Annotated in this window: 20 protein-coding genes; 5 read left to right on the top strand and 15 right to left on the bottom strand. The window is 35.6% G+C overall.

The window, feature by feature from the left end; translation table 11 throughout:
• Positions 1-26 precede the first annotated feature (26 nt).
• The 3 genes from B8967_RS07180 to B8967_RS07175 all read right to left on the bottom strand — a co-directional run bounded on the left by B8967_RS07180 (position 27) and on the right by B8967_RS07175 (position 1,562).
• Positions 27-875, bottom strand: coding sequence for a M12 family metallopeptidase (locus tag B8967_RS07180; protein ID WP_084085431.1), 849 nt, complete (start codon positions 873-875; stop codon positions 27-29).
• Positions 876-1,113: 238 nt separating this feature from the next.
• On the bottom strand, positions 1,114-1,320 hold the full coding sequence (locus B8967_RS22420; protein ID WP_179140038.1) for a hypothetical protein: 207 nt from the start codon (positions 1,318-1,320) through the stop codon (positions 1,114-1,116).
• Complete coding sequence (locus B8967_RS07175; protein WP_179140037.1) at positions 1,287-1,562, bottom strand: hypothetical protein; 276 nt, start codon at positions 1,560-1,562, stop codon at positions 1,287-1,289. The genes B8967_RS22420 and B8967_RS07175 overlap by 34 nt, the downstream gene beginning before the upstream one ends.
• A gap of 182 nt (positions 1,563-1,744) precedes the next feature.
• On the opposite strand from B8967_RS07175, the gene B8967_RS07170 reads away from it, so the two are divergent.
• The 3 genes from B8967_RS07170 (at position 1,745) to B8967_RS07160 (ending at position 4,617) form a co-directional block, all read left to right on the top strand.
• Positions 1,745-2,752, top strand: a complete 1,008-nt coding sequence (locus tag B8967_RS07170) for an LLM class flavin-dependent oxidoreductase (RefSeq protein ID WP_084085430.1) — start codon at positions 1,745-1,747, stop codon at positions 2,750-2,752.
• A 64-nt stretch (positions 2,753-2,816) separates the two neighbouring features.
• Positions 2,817-3,938 carry a 3,4-dihydroxy-2-butanone-4-phosphate synthase gene (gene ribB / locus B8967_RS07165; RefSeq protein ID WP_047490331.1) on the top strand — a complete coding sequence of 374 codons (1,122 nt, stop codon included), beginning with the start codon at positions 2,817-2,819 and terminating at the stop codon, positions 3,936-3,938.
• A 97-nt stretch (positions 3,939-4,035) separates the two neighbouring features.
• A complete protein-coding gene (locus B8967_RS07160; RefSeq protein WP_052188648.1) occupies positions 4,036-4,617 on the top strand; it encodes a Crp/Fnr family transcriptional regulator in 582 nt (193 codons plus the stop codon).
• A gap of 80 nt (positions 4,618-4,697) precedes the next feature.
• Here B8967_RS07160 and fmt read toward each other — a convergent pair whose 3' ends face one another.
• The 6 genes from fmt to folK all read right to left on the bottom strand — a co-directional run bounded on the left by fmt (position 4,698) and on the right by folK (position 12,501).
• On the bottom strand, positions 4,698-5,642 hold the full coding sequence (gene fmt, locus B8967_RS07155; RefSeq protein WP_047490334.1) for a methionyl-tRNA formyltransferase: 945 nt from the start codon (positions 5,640-5,642) through the stop codon (positions 4,698-4,700).
• Between the two features lie 106 nt (positions 5,643-5,748).
• Positions 5,749-7,656 (bottom strand): RecQ family ATP-dependent DNA helicase, encoded by a 1,908-nt coding sequence (locus B8967_RS07150; RefSeq protein ID WP_084085429.1) that lies wholly within the window; start codon positions 7,654-7,656, stop codon positions 5,749-5,751.
• Between the two features lie 77 nt (positions 7,657-7,733).
• Complete coding sequence (locus B8967_RS07145) at positions 7,734-9,170, bottom strand: OmpA family protein (RefSeq protein WP_084085428.1); 1,437 nt, start codon at positions 9,168-9,170, stop codon at positions 7,734-7,736.
• A gap of 219 nt (positions 9,171-9,389) precedes the next feature.
• The gene (locus B8967_RS07140; RefSeq protein ID WP_084085427.1) at positions 9,390-10,913 is read right to left on the bottom strand and encodes an OmpA family protein; all 1,524 of its coding nucleotides are present in this window, start codon (positions 10,911-10,913) and stop codon (positions 9,390-9,392) included.
• A gap of 41 nt (positions 10,914-10,954) precedes the next feature.
• Positions 10,955-12,067 (bottom strand): flagellar motor protein MotB, encoded by a 1,113-nt coding sequence (locus B8967_RS07135; RefSeq protein WP_084085425.1) that lies wholly within the window; start codon positions 12,065-12,067, stop codon positions 10,955-10,957.
• A gap of 17 nt (positions 12,068-12,084) precedes the next feature.
• Positions 12,085-12,501: a 2-amino-4-hydroxy-6-hydroxymethyldihydropteridine diphosphokinase gene (folK, locus tag B8967_RS07130; RefSeq protein WP_084085423.1), complete on the bottom strand. Its 417-nt coding sequence runs from the start codon at positions 12,499-12,501 to the stop codon at positions 12,085-12,087.
• A 21-nt stretch (positions 12,502-12,522) separates the two neighbouring features.
• Between folK and sppA the strand changes: the two genes are divergently transcribed.
• Positions 12,523-14,277: a signal peptide peptidase SppA gene (gene sppA, locus B8967_RS07125; RefSeq protein ID WP_084085421.1), complete on the top strand. Its 1,755-nt coding sequence runs from the start codon at positions 12,523-12,525 to the stop codon at positions 14,275-14,277.
• A gap of 80 nt (positions 14,278-14,357) precedes the next feature.
• Here sppA and B8967_RS07120 read toward each other — a convergent pair whose 3' ends face one another.
• The 6 genes from B8967_RS07120 to rpmB form a co-directional block, all read right to left on the bottom strand.
• Positions 14,358-14,618, bottom strand: a complete 261-nt coding sequence (locus tag B8967_RS07120; RefSeq protein ID WP_047490357.1) for a GlsB/YeaQ/YmgE family stress response membrane protein — start codon at positions 14,616-14,618, stop codon at positions 14,358-14,360.
• A gap of 72 nt (positions 14,619-14,690) precedes the next feature.
• The gene (gene ftsY, locus B8967_RS07115) at positions 14,691-15,644 is read right to left on the bottom strand and encodes a signal recognition particle-docking protein FtsY (protein WP_047490360.1); all 954 of its coding nucleotides are present in this window, start codon (positions 15,642-15,644) and stop codon (positions 14,691-14,693) included.
• A 19-nt stretch (positions 15,645-15,663) separates the two neighbouring features.
• A complete protein-coding gene (locus B8967_RS07110; protein WP_228406071.1) occupies positions 15,664-16,065 on the bottom strand; it encodes a RidA family protein in 402 nt (133 codons plus the stop codon).
• Between the two features lie 152 nt (positions 16,066-16,217).
• Positions 16,218-16,370 carry a DUF4295 family protein gene (locus B8967_RS07105; RefSeq protein WP_081989060.1) on the bottom strand — a complete coding sequence of 51 codons (153 nt, stop codon included), beginning with the start codon at positions 16,368-16,370 and terminating at the stop codon, positions 16,218-16,220.
• 19 nt (positions 16,371-16,389) lie between these two features.
• Positions 16,390-16,572 carry a 50S ribosomal protein L33 gene (gene rpmG, locus B8967_RS07100; RefSeq protein ID WP_027373683.1) on the bottom strand — a complete coding sequence of 61 codons (183 nt, stop codon included), beginning with the start codon at positions 16,570-16,572 and terminating at the stop codon, positions 16,390-16,392.
• A gap of 6 nt (positions 16,573-16,578) precedes the next feature.
• A complete protein-coding gene (rpmB, locus tag B8967_RS07095) occupies positions 16,579-16,821 on the bottom strand; it encodes a 50S ribosomal protein L28 (protein ID WP_002976757.1) in 243 nt (80 codons plus the stop codon).
• A 240-nt stretch (positions 16,822-17,061) separates the two neighbouring features.
• Here rpmB and B8967_RS07090 point away from each other — a divergent pair, with 240 nt between their 5' ends.
• Positions 17,062-18,771, top strand: coding sequence for a T9SS type A sorting domain-containing protein (locus B8967_RS07090; RefSeq protein WP_228406069.1), 1,710 nt, complete (start codon positions 17,062-17,064; stop codon positions 18,769-18,771).
• Positions 18,772-19,464 lie beyond the last annotated feature (693 nt).

Raw genomic sequence — 19,464 nt, 5'->3', positions numbered from 1 at the left:
TTTAATTGATATCTTGGTTACAAAAACTAAGGATACATCGCATTGATTGTATTAATGTCTCCGGTTGTAAAACCTGTTCTGTTGTAGGTAAACGTAGTATTGTTGGCCCTCTTAATCGTAGGCTGTCCATTTTTAGAATAGGAATTAGGCCAATACATCATCACTGAATTAATATTGAAAGGGCCTATGTCTGTTCCGGAATTGTACATATTGAAATTATAAGCCTGCCCATCCTGAATATTGTTCCACTGGATACTCACATACTGATCCCTATCTTTACGGGCATGTTCATGATAAAGCCCTACAGTATGCCCCATTTCATGGATCACAGATCCCACAGAAATATATTGATCCAAAGATATAGTTTGTTTTCCTCCCTGATATCCAATATGAGCCCACCCATCTGATCCGGATGAACTTCCGAAAATAAATTCTACATAATTGGTCTGGTTGGTACGCGGAATCCATTGGGTATTGGTTTTGGAATTATATTCATTAACCGCTGTAGTTATTTTATTGGCATTGATAGAACCCATATTACCCGCAACAGTATAATAAATTTTAGCTCCCGGCCATCTTGAGAAACTGGCACCTCCTTTATGAAGAGCATTATCTCCTGCCAACTGTTGGTCGGAAAGTACAATGTCTCCCTGGAAAAAATTCATTCCATTCTTTCTTTCATACGTAATATCTTGCCCTCCCAGTCGTCCGTTTTTAACATTTTCGAGCTGTAAAGCATTGGTCTGGGTCTCTGTAGCCATTTCATCGTTATTTTTACTACAAGATGCTAAAGTAGCAGCGATAATGAAGCTCATAAAGACCGTTCTTTTTGTCAACAGCTTCCGATACAGTAAGTCATTCAATTTTTTGTTCATAAGAATATTTTTAAGTGGTGTTAAAATGTATTTATTTTCTTTTTAAAGTACTAATATAATAATTTATTTCTCTTATGAATGAATTATTTTTATTAAAATATTGATTATTATGATAATTAGTTATTTTTATTGTAGACATTAAAAAAGAGAAAATCTAAACGTTATATCAAAGAAAAAGGATTTGACCGCAGTCAAAACCTTTCTTTATACTTATTACTTGAAACAGCTTCTTTAAAATTCAAATATCTAAAATTAATTTTCTACGGTTGTTATCATAAAAAGTAGCATGATAACTGTTATCCCGGTATTCGGTTTTTGAGTTTTCTATTGTATCGAATCTTCTTTTATCCATGGTGATGAACTCAACGATCTCAAAGTGATTAACATCAATACTATTAAAATCTACTAATTTCAGATATTCATCAACCGAATTTTTATCCAGCATGATTTTTCCTCCACCGAACTGATGCCTATTTTGTCCATTTTTTTAACACCAGAAACCCAGTATTCTTCTCCGGTTTCTATGTCAAAATAATTAGCAACATATTCAGGTCTTTTGAGTTTCTTTAATGCCTTATCATTAAAATAAAGGGGTTGTCCGGATTTTGAAAATTCTACAAAACCAATCCAAGCCGGTCCATAGTGGCCAAAGGACTTGTTTTCGATATACATTATTTTTGTTTTCATGATTGTAAGTTTTCTTGAGCAATTTACTTAATTTATAGCTGTAAGCAAAAGGAATCAAACAGCGTTTCAATTTCAATAGTTTTTGCCTGAACTAGGCGATCAGACTTATCAATTACAAAAAGTAACTAATGCAATTTTTATGTTTTAAATTTGTTTGGTTTTTTAAGCCCCAATTTATAATTATGAAAAATTTTGAAATTTCTGTTTTAGACCTTGCTCCGGTAAAGCAGGGAAAAAGCATTCATGATACGTTTCAGGATAGCTTATCTTTAGCTCGTCATACTGAAAACTTAAACTATACAAGATTCTGGCTTGCCGAGCATCACAATATGGAAAGTATTGCGAGTTCTGCCACCTCAGTTTTAATTGGTTTTATTGCCAATGGAACAAAAAAAATAAGAGTAGGTTCAGGGGGTATTATGCTTCCTAATCACAGTTCTCTGATTATTGCAGAGCAATTCGGAACTTTGGAATCTCTTTTTCCCGGAAGGATTGATCTCGGTGTGGGAAGAGCTCCAGGGACAGATGGATTAACAGCTCAGGCATTGGGAAGAAATCCAGCGATTATTAATGAACAGTTTCCAAGACAGATTTTAGAGCTTCAGCGGTATTTTTCCAAAGAAAATGCTGATGCAATGGTACGGGCCATTCCGGGAGAAGGTCTTGATGTTCCTATTTATATACTAGGATCAAGCACAGACAGTGCATGGCTGGCAGCAGAGCTTGGACTGCCTTATGCATTTGCCGGACATTTTGCTCCTGAGCAAATGAAAATGGCCTTTAAAATATACAGGGAACATTTTCAACCTTCTCAATATTTAGATCAGCCTTATGTAATGGCTTGTGTGAATGGAGTAGCAGCAGAAACTACTGAAGAAGCTCATAAGCTTTCTACCACATTATTCCAGGCATTTATCAATATTGTAAGGAATGACAGAAAGCCTTTTGCGCCGCCGGTAGATGATATGGATGACATCTGGTCACCTATGGAGAAATCTATGGTTTTACAGAAGCTGAGATATACTTTTATAGGAGATCAAACTGAAATTCAGGAAAAAATTAAAGATTTCCAAAACAAATTCAACGTAGATGAGCTGATCATCAATTCTCATATTTATGATCATCAGAAAAGACTGAGATCTTACGAAATCATAAGAGAAGCGATCAAGTCTTTATCTCAAGCACAATAAACCATTGATATTAATTGGCAGATGCTTATTTTTATAAGTATCTTTGCAAAAATAAAAAGTAAAAATGTCCGATATTAAATTAAATACTATTCCAGAGGCTATTGAAGACCTTAAAAATGGTAAAATAATCATAGTAGTAGATGATGAAGATAGAGAAAATGAAGGTGACTTTCTTTGTGCTGCTGAACTGACAACTCCGGAAATTATCAACTTTATGGCCCTTCACGGTAGAGGATTGATCTGTATGCCTCTTCCTGAAAAAAGATGTGATGAGCTTGGATTAGAGGTTATGGTAAGCAGAAGCAGCGATCCTAAGGAAACTGCTTTTACTGTATCTGTTGACCTTTTGGGTAACGGAACTTCTACCGGTATTTCTGCTGGTGACAGAGCTAAAACAATTTTGGCTTTAATGGATGAAAAATCTAAGCCTACAGATTTTATGAGACCCGGACATATTTTCCCGCTTCGTGCAAGAAAAGGAGGGGTTTTAAAAAGAGCAGGACATACTGAAGCTGCTATTGACCTTACCCATCTTTCAGGTTTGAAAGAAGGTGGAGTAATCTGTGAGATTATGAATGAAGATGGTACGATGTCTCGTTTACCGGAACTTCACGCATTCGCCCAAAAGCACGATATGAAAATTGTTTCTATTGAAGATTTAATTCATTATCAGCTTAAAAAAGGAAATCTGGTTGAAAGACTTGAAGAGAAAAAAGTAAAAACGCATTATGGTGATTTCGATTTCTACGCATTCAGAGAGACTTCAAATGACCAGATCCACTTTGCTTTGACAAAAGGAGCATGGACTGTGGATGAGCCTGTTTTAGTAAGAGTACAGTCTTCAGATTCCTATTTTGATGTGCTGACAAGATTAAATAACGGAGAAAAACCTTTATTGGAAAAAGTAACCGGTATGGTAAACGAAGCAGGAAAAGGAGCAATTATTTTCATCAATAACGTTTCAAACTCTGAAAATACATTGAGAAAACTTCAGCAGTTCCTGAATTATCAGGACGGGCAGGAGCAGCATCCTACTTTAGCATATAACTACAGAGATTATGGTATTGGAACACAGATCTTAAAGAATTTAGGAATTAATAAGTTTAAAGTAATCACTCAAAACCCTAATATCAAACCTCAGGTTGGAGGATATGATGTAGAAGTTACTGAGCTGGTTCAGTTATAACAAATAAATGATCAATAGAGGATCGGCTTTGCTGCGAATATATTGATGAATGAAAAAAGGTTTAGGATTTTTCTAAACCTTTTTTTATTTTTAAACCATGACTAAGGCTTTAAAGACACACATCAAAGGTTACGTAGATATTCCAGATGAAAAACTGGAGCAATATTGCAATGCTTTTCATCTTCAGAAAATAAAGAAAAAAGATTTTCTTTTAAGAGAAGGAGATGTTTGTGGATTTGAAGGATTTGTCGTGAATGGGTGTTTTAAAGTTTCCCATACCGACCACAATGGTGCAGAGCAGATACTGTACTTTGGGATTGAGAACTGGTGGCTTTCAGATATAGACAGCTTCATTACCGGTATTCCATCAAAGCTTAATATTCAGGCTATTGAAGACAGTGAAATTCTTCTTATTTCAAAGCAAGATAAAGAAAGGTTTTATCTGGAAATTCCTGAGATTGAAAGATTGATGAGACTGAAGTTTCAACGGTCAATTATTGCATTACAACGTAGAATTATTGATAATCTAAGCAAATCGTCAGATGAACGTTATCTTGATTTTCTGAAGGAATATCCTGAAATAGCGCATCGTCTTACCAATATACAAATTGGAGCCTATTTGGGGGTAACTCCGGAGTTTATAAGCAGAATACGCAGGAAAATTGTAAGTAAGACTTAGTATTAATCACAAAAGGCTTCATCTTTTGTTTGAAATAAGATGAAGCCTTTTGTGATTGAAGTTTTAATATATAGCCAGGCTTATAATGTTATTTCGTCAAAATTTCTGAAGCCGTTCAGAAAGTCTTTTACAGTCATTCTTTTCTTTCCTTCCAACTGAAGTTCCTGTGGAAAATAAACCCCATCCTGGGTATAAATCTTAAATTCATTTTTTGAGATATCTAGAGTTCCGGAAGATTTTCCATGGTCTGAAATTTCAAATTTCCCACTGAATATTTTCAACCCTTTTTCATCTTCTCCAATTTTTAGAGTGGTGAAAGCTGCAGGATAAGGAGACATTCCAAGGATAAACTGATGAACGGTCTTAGAAGGAGCATCCCAATTGATTTTGGTATCTTCTTTAAAGATTTTATATGCGTTTTTTGGATGTTCCACTTGTGGCTGAGGTCTTTCTTTGATGGTGTTTTCAGCCAATCCATCCAGTGTTTTAACCACCAGTTTTGAACCCATTTCCATCAGCCTGTCATGAAGAGCTCCTGCATTCTCGTCAGGTAAAACGTTAAGTTCTTCCTGTAGGAGAATATTCCCTTCATCTATTTTTTCGTTGATAAAGAAAGTAGTGGCTCCTGTTTTTTCTTCTCCGTTAATTACGGCATAATTGATAGGAGCTGCTCCTCTGTAATCAGGTAATAAAGAGGCATGAAGATTAAATGTTCCCATGGCTGGCATTTCAAAAAGAACTTTAGGCATCATTCTAAAAGCGACTACCACAAAAACATCAGCTTCAAGATTTCTAAGCTCTTCTAAAAATTCAGGATTTCTCAGTTTCTCAGGTTGGAAAACAGGAATATTATTTTCCGAAGCATATATTTTTACAGGTGACTGGTGAATTTTCTGCCCACGTCCACTTGCTTTATCTGCAACGGTTACAACACCTACAACCTGATGATGAGATTGATGAATAGCCTCCAAAGAAGTCTTTGCGAATTCCGGAGTTCCTAAAAAAACAACTTTCAATGATTTCATAATACAAAGATAAGTTTTTCGCGGAAAGTTGCAGGTTTGAATGGGATAGAAGGTATGTAGCATATCAAAAAAAATACATCTTTATTCTCATCTCTAAACCTCCAGTCTATTCATGATTCAGTGCATATGTTCTGAAATTAAGCATTTTTACTTTTCCGGAATCCAGCAGATAAATCAGGTTTTCTAAAATGTTTTCTTTAGAATGGTAGCTTAGTTGTACCGAAAGCTCTTCAATAGTTGCTGATCTTTTAGCCAGTAAATTGATAATTTGCTGAGAAATATTTTTTCCGAAAATAGATTGCTTATTCTTTTCACATACAGAACACTGACCACAGTTTTTTGAGTTTTTTTCACCAAAATAGGAGAGGATCAGTTTCATTTTACAGTAGTCTTTATTTTCCACGTAAAACTTCATTTCTTCCCATTTCTGGATTTTGTTTCTCTGAATATGCTCAAAAAGTTTCCAATAGCTATGAGTAATGATTCTTTCGTCACGGGGTTTTAAAAACTTGATGCTGGCAAGCGCACCATCTATATATTCCAGATAGTTTTTCTGCTGAAGCTCTTTCAGGCGTTCTTTGATCAAAGGAATGCTTACTTCAATCTTATTGCTTACCTGCTGTTCACTGAACATTACTTTATGAGTGGTGAGACCCGATATGGTCCGGAAAAGAAGTTCAATGAAATAGGCGTCTTTCTGTGGCAGCTGATCTATTTCATCTGCTTTCATAAAAAGCTCCAGTGAAGAAAGACTTTTGTTGTCATTATAGTAAATGATTTCCTGATTGTGAAGGAAATTAAGAACATTATTAATTTTTGCCTTTGAGAGTCTTGTGAAATTCTGAATTCCGACAATATTCAACTGAAAGGTTTTTTCCGGCTGCTCAAATTCAGCAACCTGGAAAATAGAGTAGAGGTAACTGATAATTTTTAAAAACTCAGCTTTATTGGGAATCTGATTTTTTAAGATCTGATCGAAGTTCAGCAGCTCCTGCTTATTCCAAAGCATAAAAGCGAAACTGTCTTTTCCGTCTCTTCCGGATCTACCTATTTCCTGGTAATAGTTCTCCAGAGAAGCAGCAGGAGAGTAGTGAAGGACAAAACGTACGTTATCTTTGTCAATCCCCATTCCAAAGGCATTGGTAGAAATAAGAACGTGATTGTCGCTTCTGTTCCAGATATTTTGTTTTGTATTTTTCTCTTTTGTTGTTAAACCTGCGTGGAAATAATCTACATTTTTCAACTGGTTTTTCTTGAGAAATTCTGCTAATAATTCTGCTTCCTTTCTGGTCCTTACATAGATGATTCCGGAATCTGTATTGTATTTAAGGATATCAAAAACACGCTGAAATTTATCTCCAACTTCTTCAGTGAAAATTTTAATATTGTCCCTTTTGAAGCTTTTTTGAAATACAGAAGGCTTTCTAAGTTCAAGTTTATTTTTAATTTCTTCCAGCACCTTTGGAGTTGCCGTAGCTGTTAATGCAAGGCAAGGGATTTCAGGATTGTTTTTTCTGAAGTCCTTTATATTTTGATAGCTGGGACGAAAATCTTGTCCCCATTCTGAAATACAGTGGGCTTCATCCACAGCAATGAATGAGAGCTGAATATCCTGGATGTTTTGTAAAAACTGGGTATTGGTAAGTCTTTCCGGAGATACGTACAACAATTTTGTAAGCCCTTCCTTACAGCGGGCATAAATAGCTTCTGCATCATATTCATCCAATTCTGAAGATAGGTACTCTGCTTCAATATTTCGGAATTTAAGTTGATTTACCTGGTCTTTCATTAATGCCAACAGTGGGGAAATAACCAGGCAGGTTCCTTCCTTTAGCAAAGCCGGTAGCTGATAGCATAAAGATTTTCCCGCACCGGTAGGCAGTAAGACCAGTGTATCTTTTTCGTTAATAACAGAATTGATGATTTCTTCCTGAGAATCTCTGAAGTCATTGTAACCCCAGAAATACTTAAGAGTATCATATTTTAGCTTTTGAAAATCTTGCGGAGAAATCATAGGGTAAAAATAAGGAAAGTATTATAACAAAAAAAGCCACGCAATGCGTGACTTTTATATAATACTTAATAAGTTTATTATTTAGCTTCGAAGTATACTCTTCTGTTTGCTCTGTTTTTCCATTCAGGGCATTTTGTAGCTGGTTCACACTCAGGGTATTTAAGGTCTTTTTCACCTTTCCCTACTGCATTAAGTTTACCATTTTGAACTCCGTTTTTAATCAGATAGTTCTTCACATTATTAGCTCTTCTTTGAGATAATTTTTGGTTATAAGCGTCAGTACCTCTTGTATCAGTAGCACCAATTACACTGTAAGAACCATTTGAAGAATTGATATAATTAACAGCATTATTTAATATTGGAGTATTTGATGGTAAAATTCTGTCAGAATTTAAGTCAAACTCAATACCTTCTAATTTAGTTTCTGTTTCTATTACTGGTCCTGTATTAGTTGTAGGACAACCATTGTTTTCCACAGGTCCCGGAACGGTTACACACTTATCGTAAAGGTCAATAACGCCATCTAAATCCGTGTCAAGAGCAACACCTGCACCATCTACTCTCGCTCCTGCAGGAGTGTCAAGTTGTCTGTCCCAGTCGTCGCATACACCATCGTTATCAGCATCTCCTTTTTTACATACTTCAATATCCTGGTTTTTGTTAGCCAGAACGTCAAGTTTGTAATAGATTTCCTGAAGTGGGTCATGCCACATTAAGTGAGATTCATGTTTTCCTAACTTGATGGAAAGTCCTAAAGTAGCGTTGAAGAAATTATCTGAAATCTGCTCAGAACGCTTGTTGATAGCGCTGTATGCATCTCCGCCACCGTCAAATTCATCATCACCGGTAACAACATACATCAATCTACCTTCAAGGTCGATTCTTCTGTTTACTTTAAATTTAAGACCGGCACCAGCCTGCATAAACATAGAACCTAGTTTGAAAGGTTTTACTTCTGTCATTAATCTCTGTCCTTTGCTGTCTTTCTGGTATGCTCTGTAGGCAATAGTACCTACCCCTGCATATCCGTGAAGAGCCCATCTGTATGTAGAATGGTTATCTACTCTTCTTAAAAGGTTAGAGAAGTTAATATCTCCCAAGATAGAGATTGCATCATACTGAGTTCTTGCACCTACAGCCGTAGCATCAGGAGCAGCATCTTTAGTATTGAACCAACCCTGTCTCGTTTCTCCTCTGTCATACTGTAGATTGATACCAAAAGCATGAGTAATGGCTTTATCGATACTTACATAAGCTGAGTATCCGAAAAGGTTTTTACCATTTCCATTCTTAATAGATGTCAAATCTGCTGATTGAAGGAGAGGAACACCCGCACCCACGGAAATTGACCAATCATTGAATCTCTTCGATTGATTAGTAAATGGGGAAACATTGGCAGACCCTGAAGAAAATGTATTAGGATACGTTCCTGTTGAAACTGCCGTTGAGTCTTGTGCATAGTTGGCGCCTGGTATAGCTAGTGCCAATGCAACAATTGCTAAACTTAATTTCATAGTGTTATTTTTTTAAGTTAAGTTATTTTAAATGATTTTATTTATTGAAAACTAATTTTATATTAATTTTTTTCTATATTGCTTAAAAATTACCTAATTATTATTTGCAAATACCAGAGTTTTAGCCCTGAAAATGATATAAAGATAAGTAAAAAAAATCGTAATAGAAAAAAAAACCGAAAAGAAGAATTCTTTTCGGTTTTTACTTGTTATAAAAAATTATTTTTTCTTTTTCTTACCAGTAGCTTTTTTTACTGATTTTTTTACAGGAGCATCTTCATAATCTTTCTTTTGGATAGAATTCCATTCAGAAGCTTCTATGAATTTTACAGTAACTTTTCTGTCTGCTAATCTTTCAGCATCAGAAGCTGATGCAGGAATTGTAGCTTCGGCAGAACCTACTCCTTTCGATTTCAGTACATTTTGACTGATACCTCTGTTTTCAAGAGCACCAACTACTGCAGCAGCTCTTTCTTTGGATAATCTTAGATTATAAGCTGCATTTCCTTTGCTATCCGTGTGACCAGTCAGTAGATAATTACCTCCGTTTTCCTTGATAATTGAAGCGGCAAGATCTAATTTACTGTTAGATTCAGGTCTGATCGTAGCTTTATTGAAATTAAAGTAGATATCTTTAAGTGATTTCTCTACTTCTACTGCGGTTTGATTGTTATCTTTCTTGATAGGACAACCGTTGTTTTCCACAGGTCCCGGAACAGTTACACACTTATCGTAAAGGTCAATAACGCCATCTAAATCTGTGTCAAGAGCAACACCTGCACCATCTACTCTCGCTCCTGCAGGAGTGTCAAGTTGTCTGTCCCAGTCGTCGCATACACCATCGTTATCAGCATCTCCTTTTTTACATACTTCAATATCCTGCTTTTTATTCGCTAGTACATCAAGCTTGTAATAGATTTCCTGAAGTGGGTCATGCCACATTAAGTGAGAATCATGTTTTCCTAACTTGATGGAAAGTCCTAAAGTAGCGTTGAAGAAATTATCTGAAATCTGCTCAGAACGCTTGTTGATAGCGCTGTATGCATCTCCGCCACCGTCAAATTCATCATCACCGGTAACAACATACATCAATCTACCTTCAAGATCAATTCTTCTGTTTACTTTAAATTTAAGACCGGCACCAGCCTGCATAAACATAGAACCTAGTTTGAAAGGTTTAACTTCCGTCATTAATCTCTGTCCTTTGCTGTCTTTCTGATATGCTCTGTAGGCAATAGTACCTATCCCTGCATATCCATGAAGCGCCCATCTGTATGTAGAATGGTTATCTACTCTTCTTAAAAGGTTAGAGAAGTTAACATCTCCCAAGATAGAGATTGCATCATACTGAGTTCTTGCACCTACAGCCGTAGCATCAGGAGCAGCATCTTTAGTATTGAACCAACCTTGTCTTGTTTCTCCTCTGTCATACTGTAGATTAATACCAAAAGCATGAGTAATGGCTTTATCGATACTTACATAAGCTGAGTATCCAAAAAGGTTTTTACCATTTCCATTCTTAATAGACGTCAAATCTGCTGATTGAAGGAGAGGAACACCTGCACCTACTGAAATCGACCAGTCATTAAATCTCTTAGATTGGTTGGTAAATGGGGAAACATTAGCAGAGCCTGAAGAGAATGTATTAGGATACGTTCCATTAGAAACTGCAATGCTGTCTTGCGCATATATAGCAGTGGGGATTGCCAATGCTAATGCAGCAATTGCTAAATTAAATTTCATCGTGTATTATTATTTGATATTTTTTTGATAAATCGCTTACCTTATTTTGTTGGGCATCCGTTGTTTTCTACAGGTCCAGGAACCGTTACGCATTTATCATATAAATCTATAACTCCGTCAAGGTCCATGTCTAGAGCAACTCCAGCACCATCTACTCTTGCTCCTGCAGGAGTATCAAGTTGTCTGTCCCAATCGTCACATACTCCATCATTATCAGCATCTCCTTTTTCACATACCACAAGATCATTTGTAGCGTTTTCTAAAACATTAAGTCTGTAATAACCTTCCTGAAGTGGATCATGCCATGCTAAATGAGAAGCATGTTTTCCTAGTTTGAAAGACACTCCTAAACTAACTGTCCATGCATTATCAGATCTTTTCGGATTAATCATGTTGTATTTTGAATTTTTTGACGCTGGATCATAATCATTGGCATCAGCCCATCCGCCACCGTCAAATTCATCATCACCACTAATGAGGTACATGGTTCTTGCTTCAATATCAATAAGTTTTGAAACATTGTATTTTACCCCTACACCTCCTTGATAGAAGATAGAGTTGATGTCAATATCCTGTTTGATAAATAGAGGAACTCTTTTGGGGCTATTGCTCCATCTGAATTCATCATTGTCATGCAATGAGGTTCTAAATCCTTGAACTCCAAGTCCCAAATATCCATGGAATGCCCATCTGTAAGGAGAATGATTATCAGTTCTTCTTAATAAATTTGAGAAGTTGATATCCCCTAGTAAAGATATTTGATCAAATTGAGTTGTAGCGGTACCTACACCTGCTAACTGACCTGCTGCACCTGGAAGCTGGCCTGTTTGCTTAGTTTCTCCTCTCATATACATTACGCTTAAAGCGAAAGTATGAGAAATTTGCTTATCTACGCTTACGTAAGCATTGTAACCCCAGTTTGTTTTGTCCTTATTGATTGATTTAAGATCCGAGTGGACCATAAATGCAGCACCTCCACCCACAGAAATTGACCAGTCATTGAATCGTCTGGATTTGTTGTCGAATGGTTGTACGTTAGCGGAACCTGAAGAAAAAGTATTAGGGTACTCAGTTGAAGAATTAACTGTAGTACTGTTGTTTTGCGCATAAGCTGCAATTGGCAATGTAGCCAATAATAATAAACCTAATTTCATACAGTATGTTTTATGTTTTAAATAAAATCTTTTAATAATACTCTGGAAAATTCCCTTTCAAAAAGATGTTTTTTATGAGGGATTTCTAATCTTTCTGATATAAAATTTAATTCATTATATGTAATGATATCAATATCTATTATTCTATCAGCATAGCCTCCAGATACTTTTGAATCATTAATTCTTCCCATTTCAACTTCAATATCTTTAATAAAATCAAGCAGTTGAATTGGTGAAAGATGAGTGAATATTATTGCTGCAATATTACAAAAAATATTGGAACTGGCAAATTCTACGGGTTCAGACATTAAAAATTCGCTAATTTGTGAAATGTTATTTCCACCTTCGCTAATTTTCTGTAAGGCAAGCTCTAAATTTTTTTTTTGCTCTCCAAGGTTACTTCCTAGTAACAAAATCACCTTTTGCTGCGACATATTAAAAAAATTGATTGATTTATGAGAAGTTTCTTTAAAAATGTTTTGGCAAATATAGTTGCAATTGTGATACTTTGCGCTTTATTTTTCATCTTTTTCATTATGATGCTTGTGTTCAGTTCTATGGGGAATGATAAGTCTGTGACGGTAAAAAAGAACTCGGTTCTTACGATTAATTTAAAAACACATATCATAGACAGCCCTACTGAAGAGGAAGGTGGATTGTTCGGAATTAGCAACCAGAACAAGAGTGTTCTTCTATATGATGCGTTGGAAGCAATCAATAAAGCAAAAACGGATGATAATATTAAAGGGATCAGTATTGAAGTGGATGATTTAAATGCCGGGCTGACCCAGATTGATGATATCAGGAATGCTATTGAAGATTTTAAGAAAAGTGGAAAGTTTGTGTATGCTTATGGAAACGGGGTTTCACAATCTTCCTATTATCTGGGATCAGTAGCTGATCAGTATTATCTGAATCCTGCGGGTGGTATTGAGCTGAAAGGATTGTCTACAGAAGTTACTTTCTTTAAAGATTTTGCTGATAAGTATGGGATTGGTATTGAAGTAATACGTCATGGTAAATTTAAATCGGCAGTAGAGCCTTTTTTACGGAATGATATTTCTCCGGAGAACAAAGAGCAGCTAAGTACGCTTTTGAATGACCTTTGGAAAAATACATCCAATAAAATGGCTGTTTCAAGAAAAATTGACACTGCTCAGTTTAAAATGGTTGTAGACAGCTTATACGGAATGATTCCTGAATTGGGATTAAAATATAAGCTTGCGGATAAACTTGTTCAAAAGACGGAATATGAAGGTATGATCAAGTCGAAGCTAAGTCTGAAAGACAATGAAAAGCTAAATAAAGTTTCATTGGCTAATTATATAAGCTCTTATGCAGATGATGATAAGTCGGGAGAAAAAGTAGCGGTATTATATGCTTCCGGATCTATTAACAATGGTGATGGATATAATGATATCTATGCTGATAAATATGTAAAATACATTAAAAAACTTCAGGATGATGAGAAGGTGAAGGCGGTTGTTTTGAGAATCAATTCTCCTGGTGGAAGTGCTAATGCGTCGGATGAGATTTTATTTGAACTTCAGCAGCTGAAAAAGAAAAAGCCTTTGATTGTTTCTTTTGGAGACTATGCGGCTTCCGGAGGATATTATGTGGCAATGGCTGCGGATAAAATCTATTCAGAGCCTAATACACTTACCGGTTCAATTGGTGTTTTTGGAGTGATTCCTTATTTTAAAGATATTGCCAATAAAAATGGAATTCGTGCAGACGTTGTCGCTACCAATGCTAACTCTATGTATTATTCCGGGCTGAACGGAGTGACACCTTATGGAGTGAATATGATGACAAGAGGTGTAGAGGGTACCTATAAAAGGTTCGTACATTTTGTAACGCAAAATAGAAAACAGACTTTTGAGCAGATTGATAATGTCGGTGGTGGTAGAGTATGGAGTGGAGTACGTGCTAAGCAGATTGGCCTGGTAGATGATTTGGGAACCCTTAATGATGCCATAAAGTTTGCAGCACAGAAAGCAGGATTGAAATCTTACCATGTAGATTCATTTCCTAAAAGAATGTCTCCTTTCGAACAGATATTTAATGATCTGAATGAAGAAGATGTTTCTGCAAAATTGATTAAAAATAAGATAGGAAAAGCCAATTATGAAATCTTACAACAGATTACTGACAAAAAGCTTCAGGCTGATGTAAAGATGGCAATGCCTTATGAGATTAGAATCGACTAACTAAATTATATTGTAAACAAAATCCCGGATCTGATTTCAGACCCGGGATTTTATTTTTTATAATAAGTATTGGCTAAATATTAGCTTTTCTTTGTGGCCATTCCATAAATCCAGAGAATGATTAAAGCTCCTCCAATAGAAAGGATCCAGCTTCTTGGATTCCAAAATGAGGCAACATCTCCCCAATGTAAAATATAAACTCCTATAGCTCCTCCTAAAAAGGCTCCCAGAATTCCCAGGATAATAGTGATTAGCCATCCTCCACCTTGAGTACCTGGCATGATCATTTTAGCGATAGCTCCTGCAATAAGACCGAATAAAATCCATGTTATTATTCCCATAGTTGTAAATTTTTTATTGTTAATATTTTAAAAATAATTTGTGTACTAATATAAGGGAAAACATGATATAAATCATCTTTTCTTGAAGAATGAGTCTACAAATTCCGTACCATTAAAAAGCTGTAAATCCTGCATTTTTTCACCTACGCCTATATATTTTACAGGAATCTGGAATTGATCTGAGATACCGATAACAACTCCACCTTTAGCTGTTCCGTCTAATTTGGTGACCGCTAATGCATTGACTTCGGTGGCTGCTGTAAATTGTTTCGCCTGTTCAAATGCATTCTGTCCTGTAGAACCGTCAAGAACCAGCAGAATTTCATGAGGAGCATCAGGAATAACCTTTTGCATAACTCTTTTGATCTTGGAAAGCTCATTCATCAGATTTATTTTATTGTGAAGTCTTCCGGCAGTATCTATAATAGCAATATCTGCATTTTGCGCTACAGCGCTTTGTACTGTATCAAATGCTACAGAAGCAGGGTCGGAACCCATCCCTTGTTTTACGATAGGAACACCCACTCTTTCACTCCAGATAGTAAGCTGATCTACAGCTGCCGCTCTGAAGGTATCTGCAGCCCCTAAAACCACCTTTTTACCTTCTGATTTGAATTGGTGGGCAAGCTTTCCGATAGTCGTTGTTTTCCCTACGCCATTTACTCCTACCACCATAATAACATATGGTTTTTTGGAGGCGTCGATATTTCCGGTTCCGGCGTGAGGGTTTTCAAGAAGCAGTCCTGAAATTTCATCACGAAGAATTTTATCTAATTCGTTTACGCTAACATATTTGTCTCTGGCAACACGCTCTTCAATTCTTCCTATAATCTTAATGGTAGTAGAAGCACCTACATCAGATGCAATCAGTATTTCTTCCAGATTATCCAGTACTTCATCATCTACTTTACTTTTACCGACTACGGCTTTCGTCATTTTTTCAAAGAATCCCTGGCTGGATTTTTCCAATCCTTTATCTAAGGTTTCTTTTTCTTCCTTTTTGAAAATATTTTTAAACCAACTCATAGTTTTAGTTTATTCTTATTTATTTTTTAATAACTGCTGTGGCCTCTACTTCTATAAACACATCATTTCTGAACAGACCACTTACTTCTACAAGACTGCTTACCGGAGGATTTTGAAGATTGACATAGGTGTCCCTGATTTTTCTGAAATCCGGTGTTTTAGAAATATCTGTAATAAATATTCCTAGTTTTATAATGTCTTTCGTTGTTCCTCCATATTCTTTCAGAACGTAGTCTATATTTTTGAATATCTGCTGTGTTTGCTCCTCTACATTGTTCCCTATCAGGTTTCCATCCGTATCAAGGGGAACCTGCCCAGACAATAAAACCATTTTAGAAGTTCCACAATCAATACTTACCGCTTGTGACAATCCTTTTATGCTGAAAACTTTTGGAGAACTTTTATATTCTAAGGTATTCATAGTTTTCTGACTGAATGAAAATAGAAAAATTGCTGTGCAAAACAGAACAAGAATCTTTTTCATATTTTATTGATTAATAATCTGGTGAACAAAGATAACAAAAAAACTACCCAAAATCTGAGTAGTTTTTTATATTGTAAATAAAGTCTTGATTATTTTTTCAAATAACCATCAACTTCGTCTGCATTCATTACTTTTTCTTCGAAAACGTAAGCTCCTGATTTAGAAGACTTAGTCATTTTCACCACTTTAGTCATTTTTTTAGACTGACCGCTTTGTAGGGTTGCTACTACTTTCTTTGCCATTGTAAATTATATTTATAAATTACTTGATTTCTTTGTGAAGGGTAGATCTCTTAAGAACAGGATTGTATTTTTTCAATTCCAATCTTTCTGTAGTGTTCTTTTTATTTTTTGTAGAAATGTATCTAGACATTCCTGGCATACCGCTCTCTTTGTGCTCTGTACATTCAAGGATTACTTGAACTCTGTTTCCTTTTTTTGCCATGATGTATTAATTCTTTTTAATCAATCCGTTTCTAGTAGCTCTTTCAATAGCTTCTTCGATTCCAATCTTGTTAATCACTCTCAATCCATGAGCTGATACTTTCAGTGTTACGTGCTTATCTTGCTCCGGAAGGTAAAACTTCTTCTCCAATAAGTTAATTTCAAAACGACGCTTCGTTTTGTTATTAGCGTGAGAAACGTTGTTACCAACCATTGCACGCTTTCCTGTTATTTGGCAAATTCTTGACATATCTCGATGTTCTTATTTGTATAATATTTGAGAGTGCAAAATAACGAAGAATTTTTTAGATAGACAAATCTTTTGGAAAATATTTGTAAATAACTTACTGATTAATAATATTGATTTTAAAATAGCCGAATTGCCGGAATTGGGTGGTAGAGCAGGCCTGATATATTTCATGCAACGTTTCTTTAGAGAAAATAATTTAATAGCCTATCTTTGTTTTTAATTAATCTAAATAAAAATAACATGAAGAGAATTTATATTCTGTTGTCTATGGTGCCGATTTGTTTAGCTGCTCAGAATTTTACTGAAATACAGACGGGGATGAACAATTTTTATTATTCAGCAGCGGATATCGCTGATATTGATAATAACGGGACGATGGATATTGTATTCAATGGAGCTATAGATTCAGACGGAGATGGAACAGCAGATATGACTTATAATGAAGTTTATAAAAATAATGGCTCAGGATTGTCTTCTTATGCCGGGCTTGGCGTAGGGCCTACGCATTTGGGAGATATCAAGTTTATTGATTTTAACAATGACGGACTGCTGGATATTGTCTCTACAGGACTTAGCTATATGGATGTGGTTAATTATAAACAATACAGATTCAGGAATACGGGAACAGGTTTTGTAAAAGAAGAAAACCTCTCGGGAAAAATTTATGGATCTCTAGAAGTTTTTGATTTTAATCACGACGGAAGACAGGATTATGCACTTAATGGAACTCAATACTCCCATGGGGGAGGTTTTAGAAACAGCCTGGATTTTTACCGGAATACAGGAGCTGGTTTTGACATGACTGAAAACTGGGTAGATGGAACTCAGAACGGTAGCTTTAAAATGGTTGATCTTAATAATGATCAGCTTTTAGATCTTGTCATCATTGGATCTGATATTAATGGAGCCCCCATCTCCAGGGTATACATGAATCAGGCCGGAGTTTTGACCTTCGCCCAGGATTTTGAACCTCTGACAAGCGGAAAGATAGACTTTGCAGACTTTAATGCTGATGGTTTCCAGGATATTCTTGTGGCAGGAAAGGATGATAGTGATAACGGATATTTTGCTGTCTTAATGAATGATGGAACGGGTACTCTGACTACTCATCAGCTTAATCTGCCGGATATTTCCGATGCCTCTATAAGCATTGGAGACTTAAACAATGACGGTTATTATGATTTTATAATTGCCGGGAATGATAATGATGCAGCGGTAAAGACCTATCTGTATAATCCAAACACTCAAAACTTTACTGAGGGAGCCACTACGGGAATATATAACCTGGGAGGTCCTGGAGTTGTTCAGCTGTTTGATTTTAATAATGATCACCATCTGGATATTTTGTTGAGCGGATTCGACTGGTCAAATCCTGATATGCCTTCCCTGACGAAGATTTTTAAAAATACATCTACGGAAGCCAATGCAAGGCCTACACCTCCCACGAATCTGAATATGACAAGAAACGGAAATAGGTTTAATTTTGCGTGGAGTGGGGCTACAGATGATAAAACGCCTGTCAATGCTTTACGATATGAAATTAGTGTTGGATCAACGCCGGGAGCAACAGATATTGCCAAATATATAGTGACAACACCATCATGGTTTCTGGAGCTGAATCCTTCTGTTCAGAATGTGTACTGGAGCGTCAAGGCAATAGATGCATCAAAAACCTATTCTAATTCTTCTGCAGAAAACAGCACATTAGGAACGCGTGATACGATGACAAGACAGCAGCTTGTAGTATATCCGAACCCTGCTTCTGAGAAAGTATATATCAAAGGAGAAAAGGTTTCTGAAGCTGAAATGTTTTCAATGGATGGTAAAAAACTGAATATTACTTTGAACAGTGACCAGTCTATTAATGTCTCTCACTTACCAAAAGGAATTTATGTATTAAAACTGAAGATAAAAAACGAAATAACCACCAAGAAACTTACGATTAAGTAATTGAATCATTCTATCTTCTATCAATGAGAAAAGCCAGACGTCCAGCTGGCTTTTCTCTTTTTTTATGCTAAATTCTATATAACCTGTAACATTCATGAGGAAATATAACTCCTTAAAATCATTTATATAGCATTTTTTTTATTGTTAAAACAGTGTTTTGTTATTTAAATTAAGTTACCGTCGGAAAGAACTTCTATTATTTCCTTTCAATAGAACTGATTGTATTTTACAACTGAAGTATTGAAATACAAAAAGAAAGAATAAAGGGAAATAGAATAAAAAATATCTTGGTAAAGGGGCTATTGAATAAAACAGTAGGTAAAATATAAATAATATCCCAAGAAATGCTGCTTGAAATGTAAAGTTTGATTTTAGCTTTTGAAATAATATATAAATTAACAGCAGATTGAAAATTAATAAACTAATACTGTATAAATAGGGGACTGTATTACCTGAAAAGTTATAGTTCCCCGGATAGTAATTCAAAAAATTAATTCCAATTTTTTTTAAACTATTCTCAATAAACAGTTTAGGATGTGATGAAATAAAATTCTTGTTGAGTTGATTGAGGTAGTTATCTATTTGCTTTTCATTTTCATAATTAGCGCGAAGATACTCATCCGTTAATATTATTTTTTTTGACGGATCATAGGGGAAATTACCGCTTGAGAAAACATCATATTTTTCATGATT

Origin of the sequence: Chryseobacterium sp. YR221 (assembly GCF_900176315.1) — a bacterium.
GTDB classification, from domain to species: domain Bacteria; phylum Bacteroidota; class Bacteroidia; order Flavobacteriales; family Weeksellaceae; genus Chryseobacterium; species Chryseobacterium rhizosphaerae.
The sequence above is the reverse complement of the archived record's forward strand: the minus strand, read 5'-3'. Positions and strand labels throughout refer to the sequence as shown.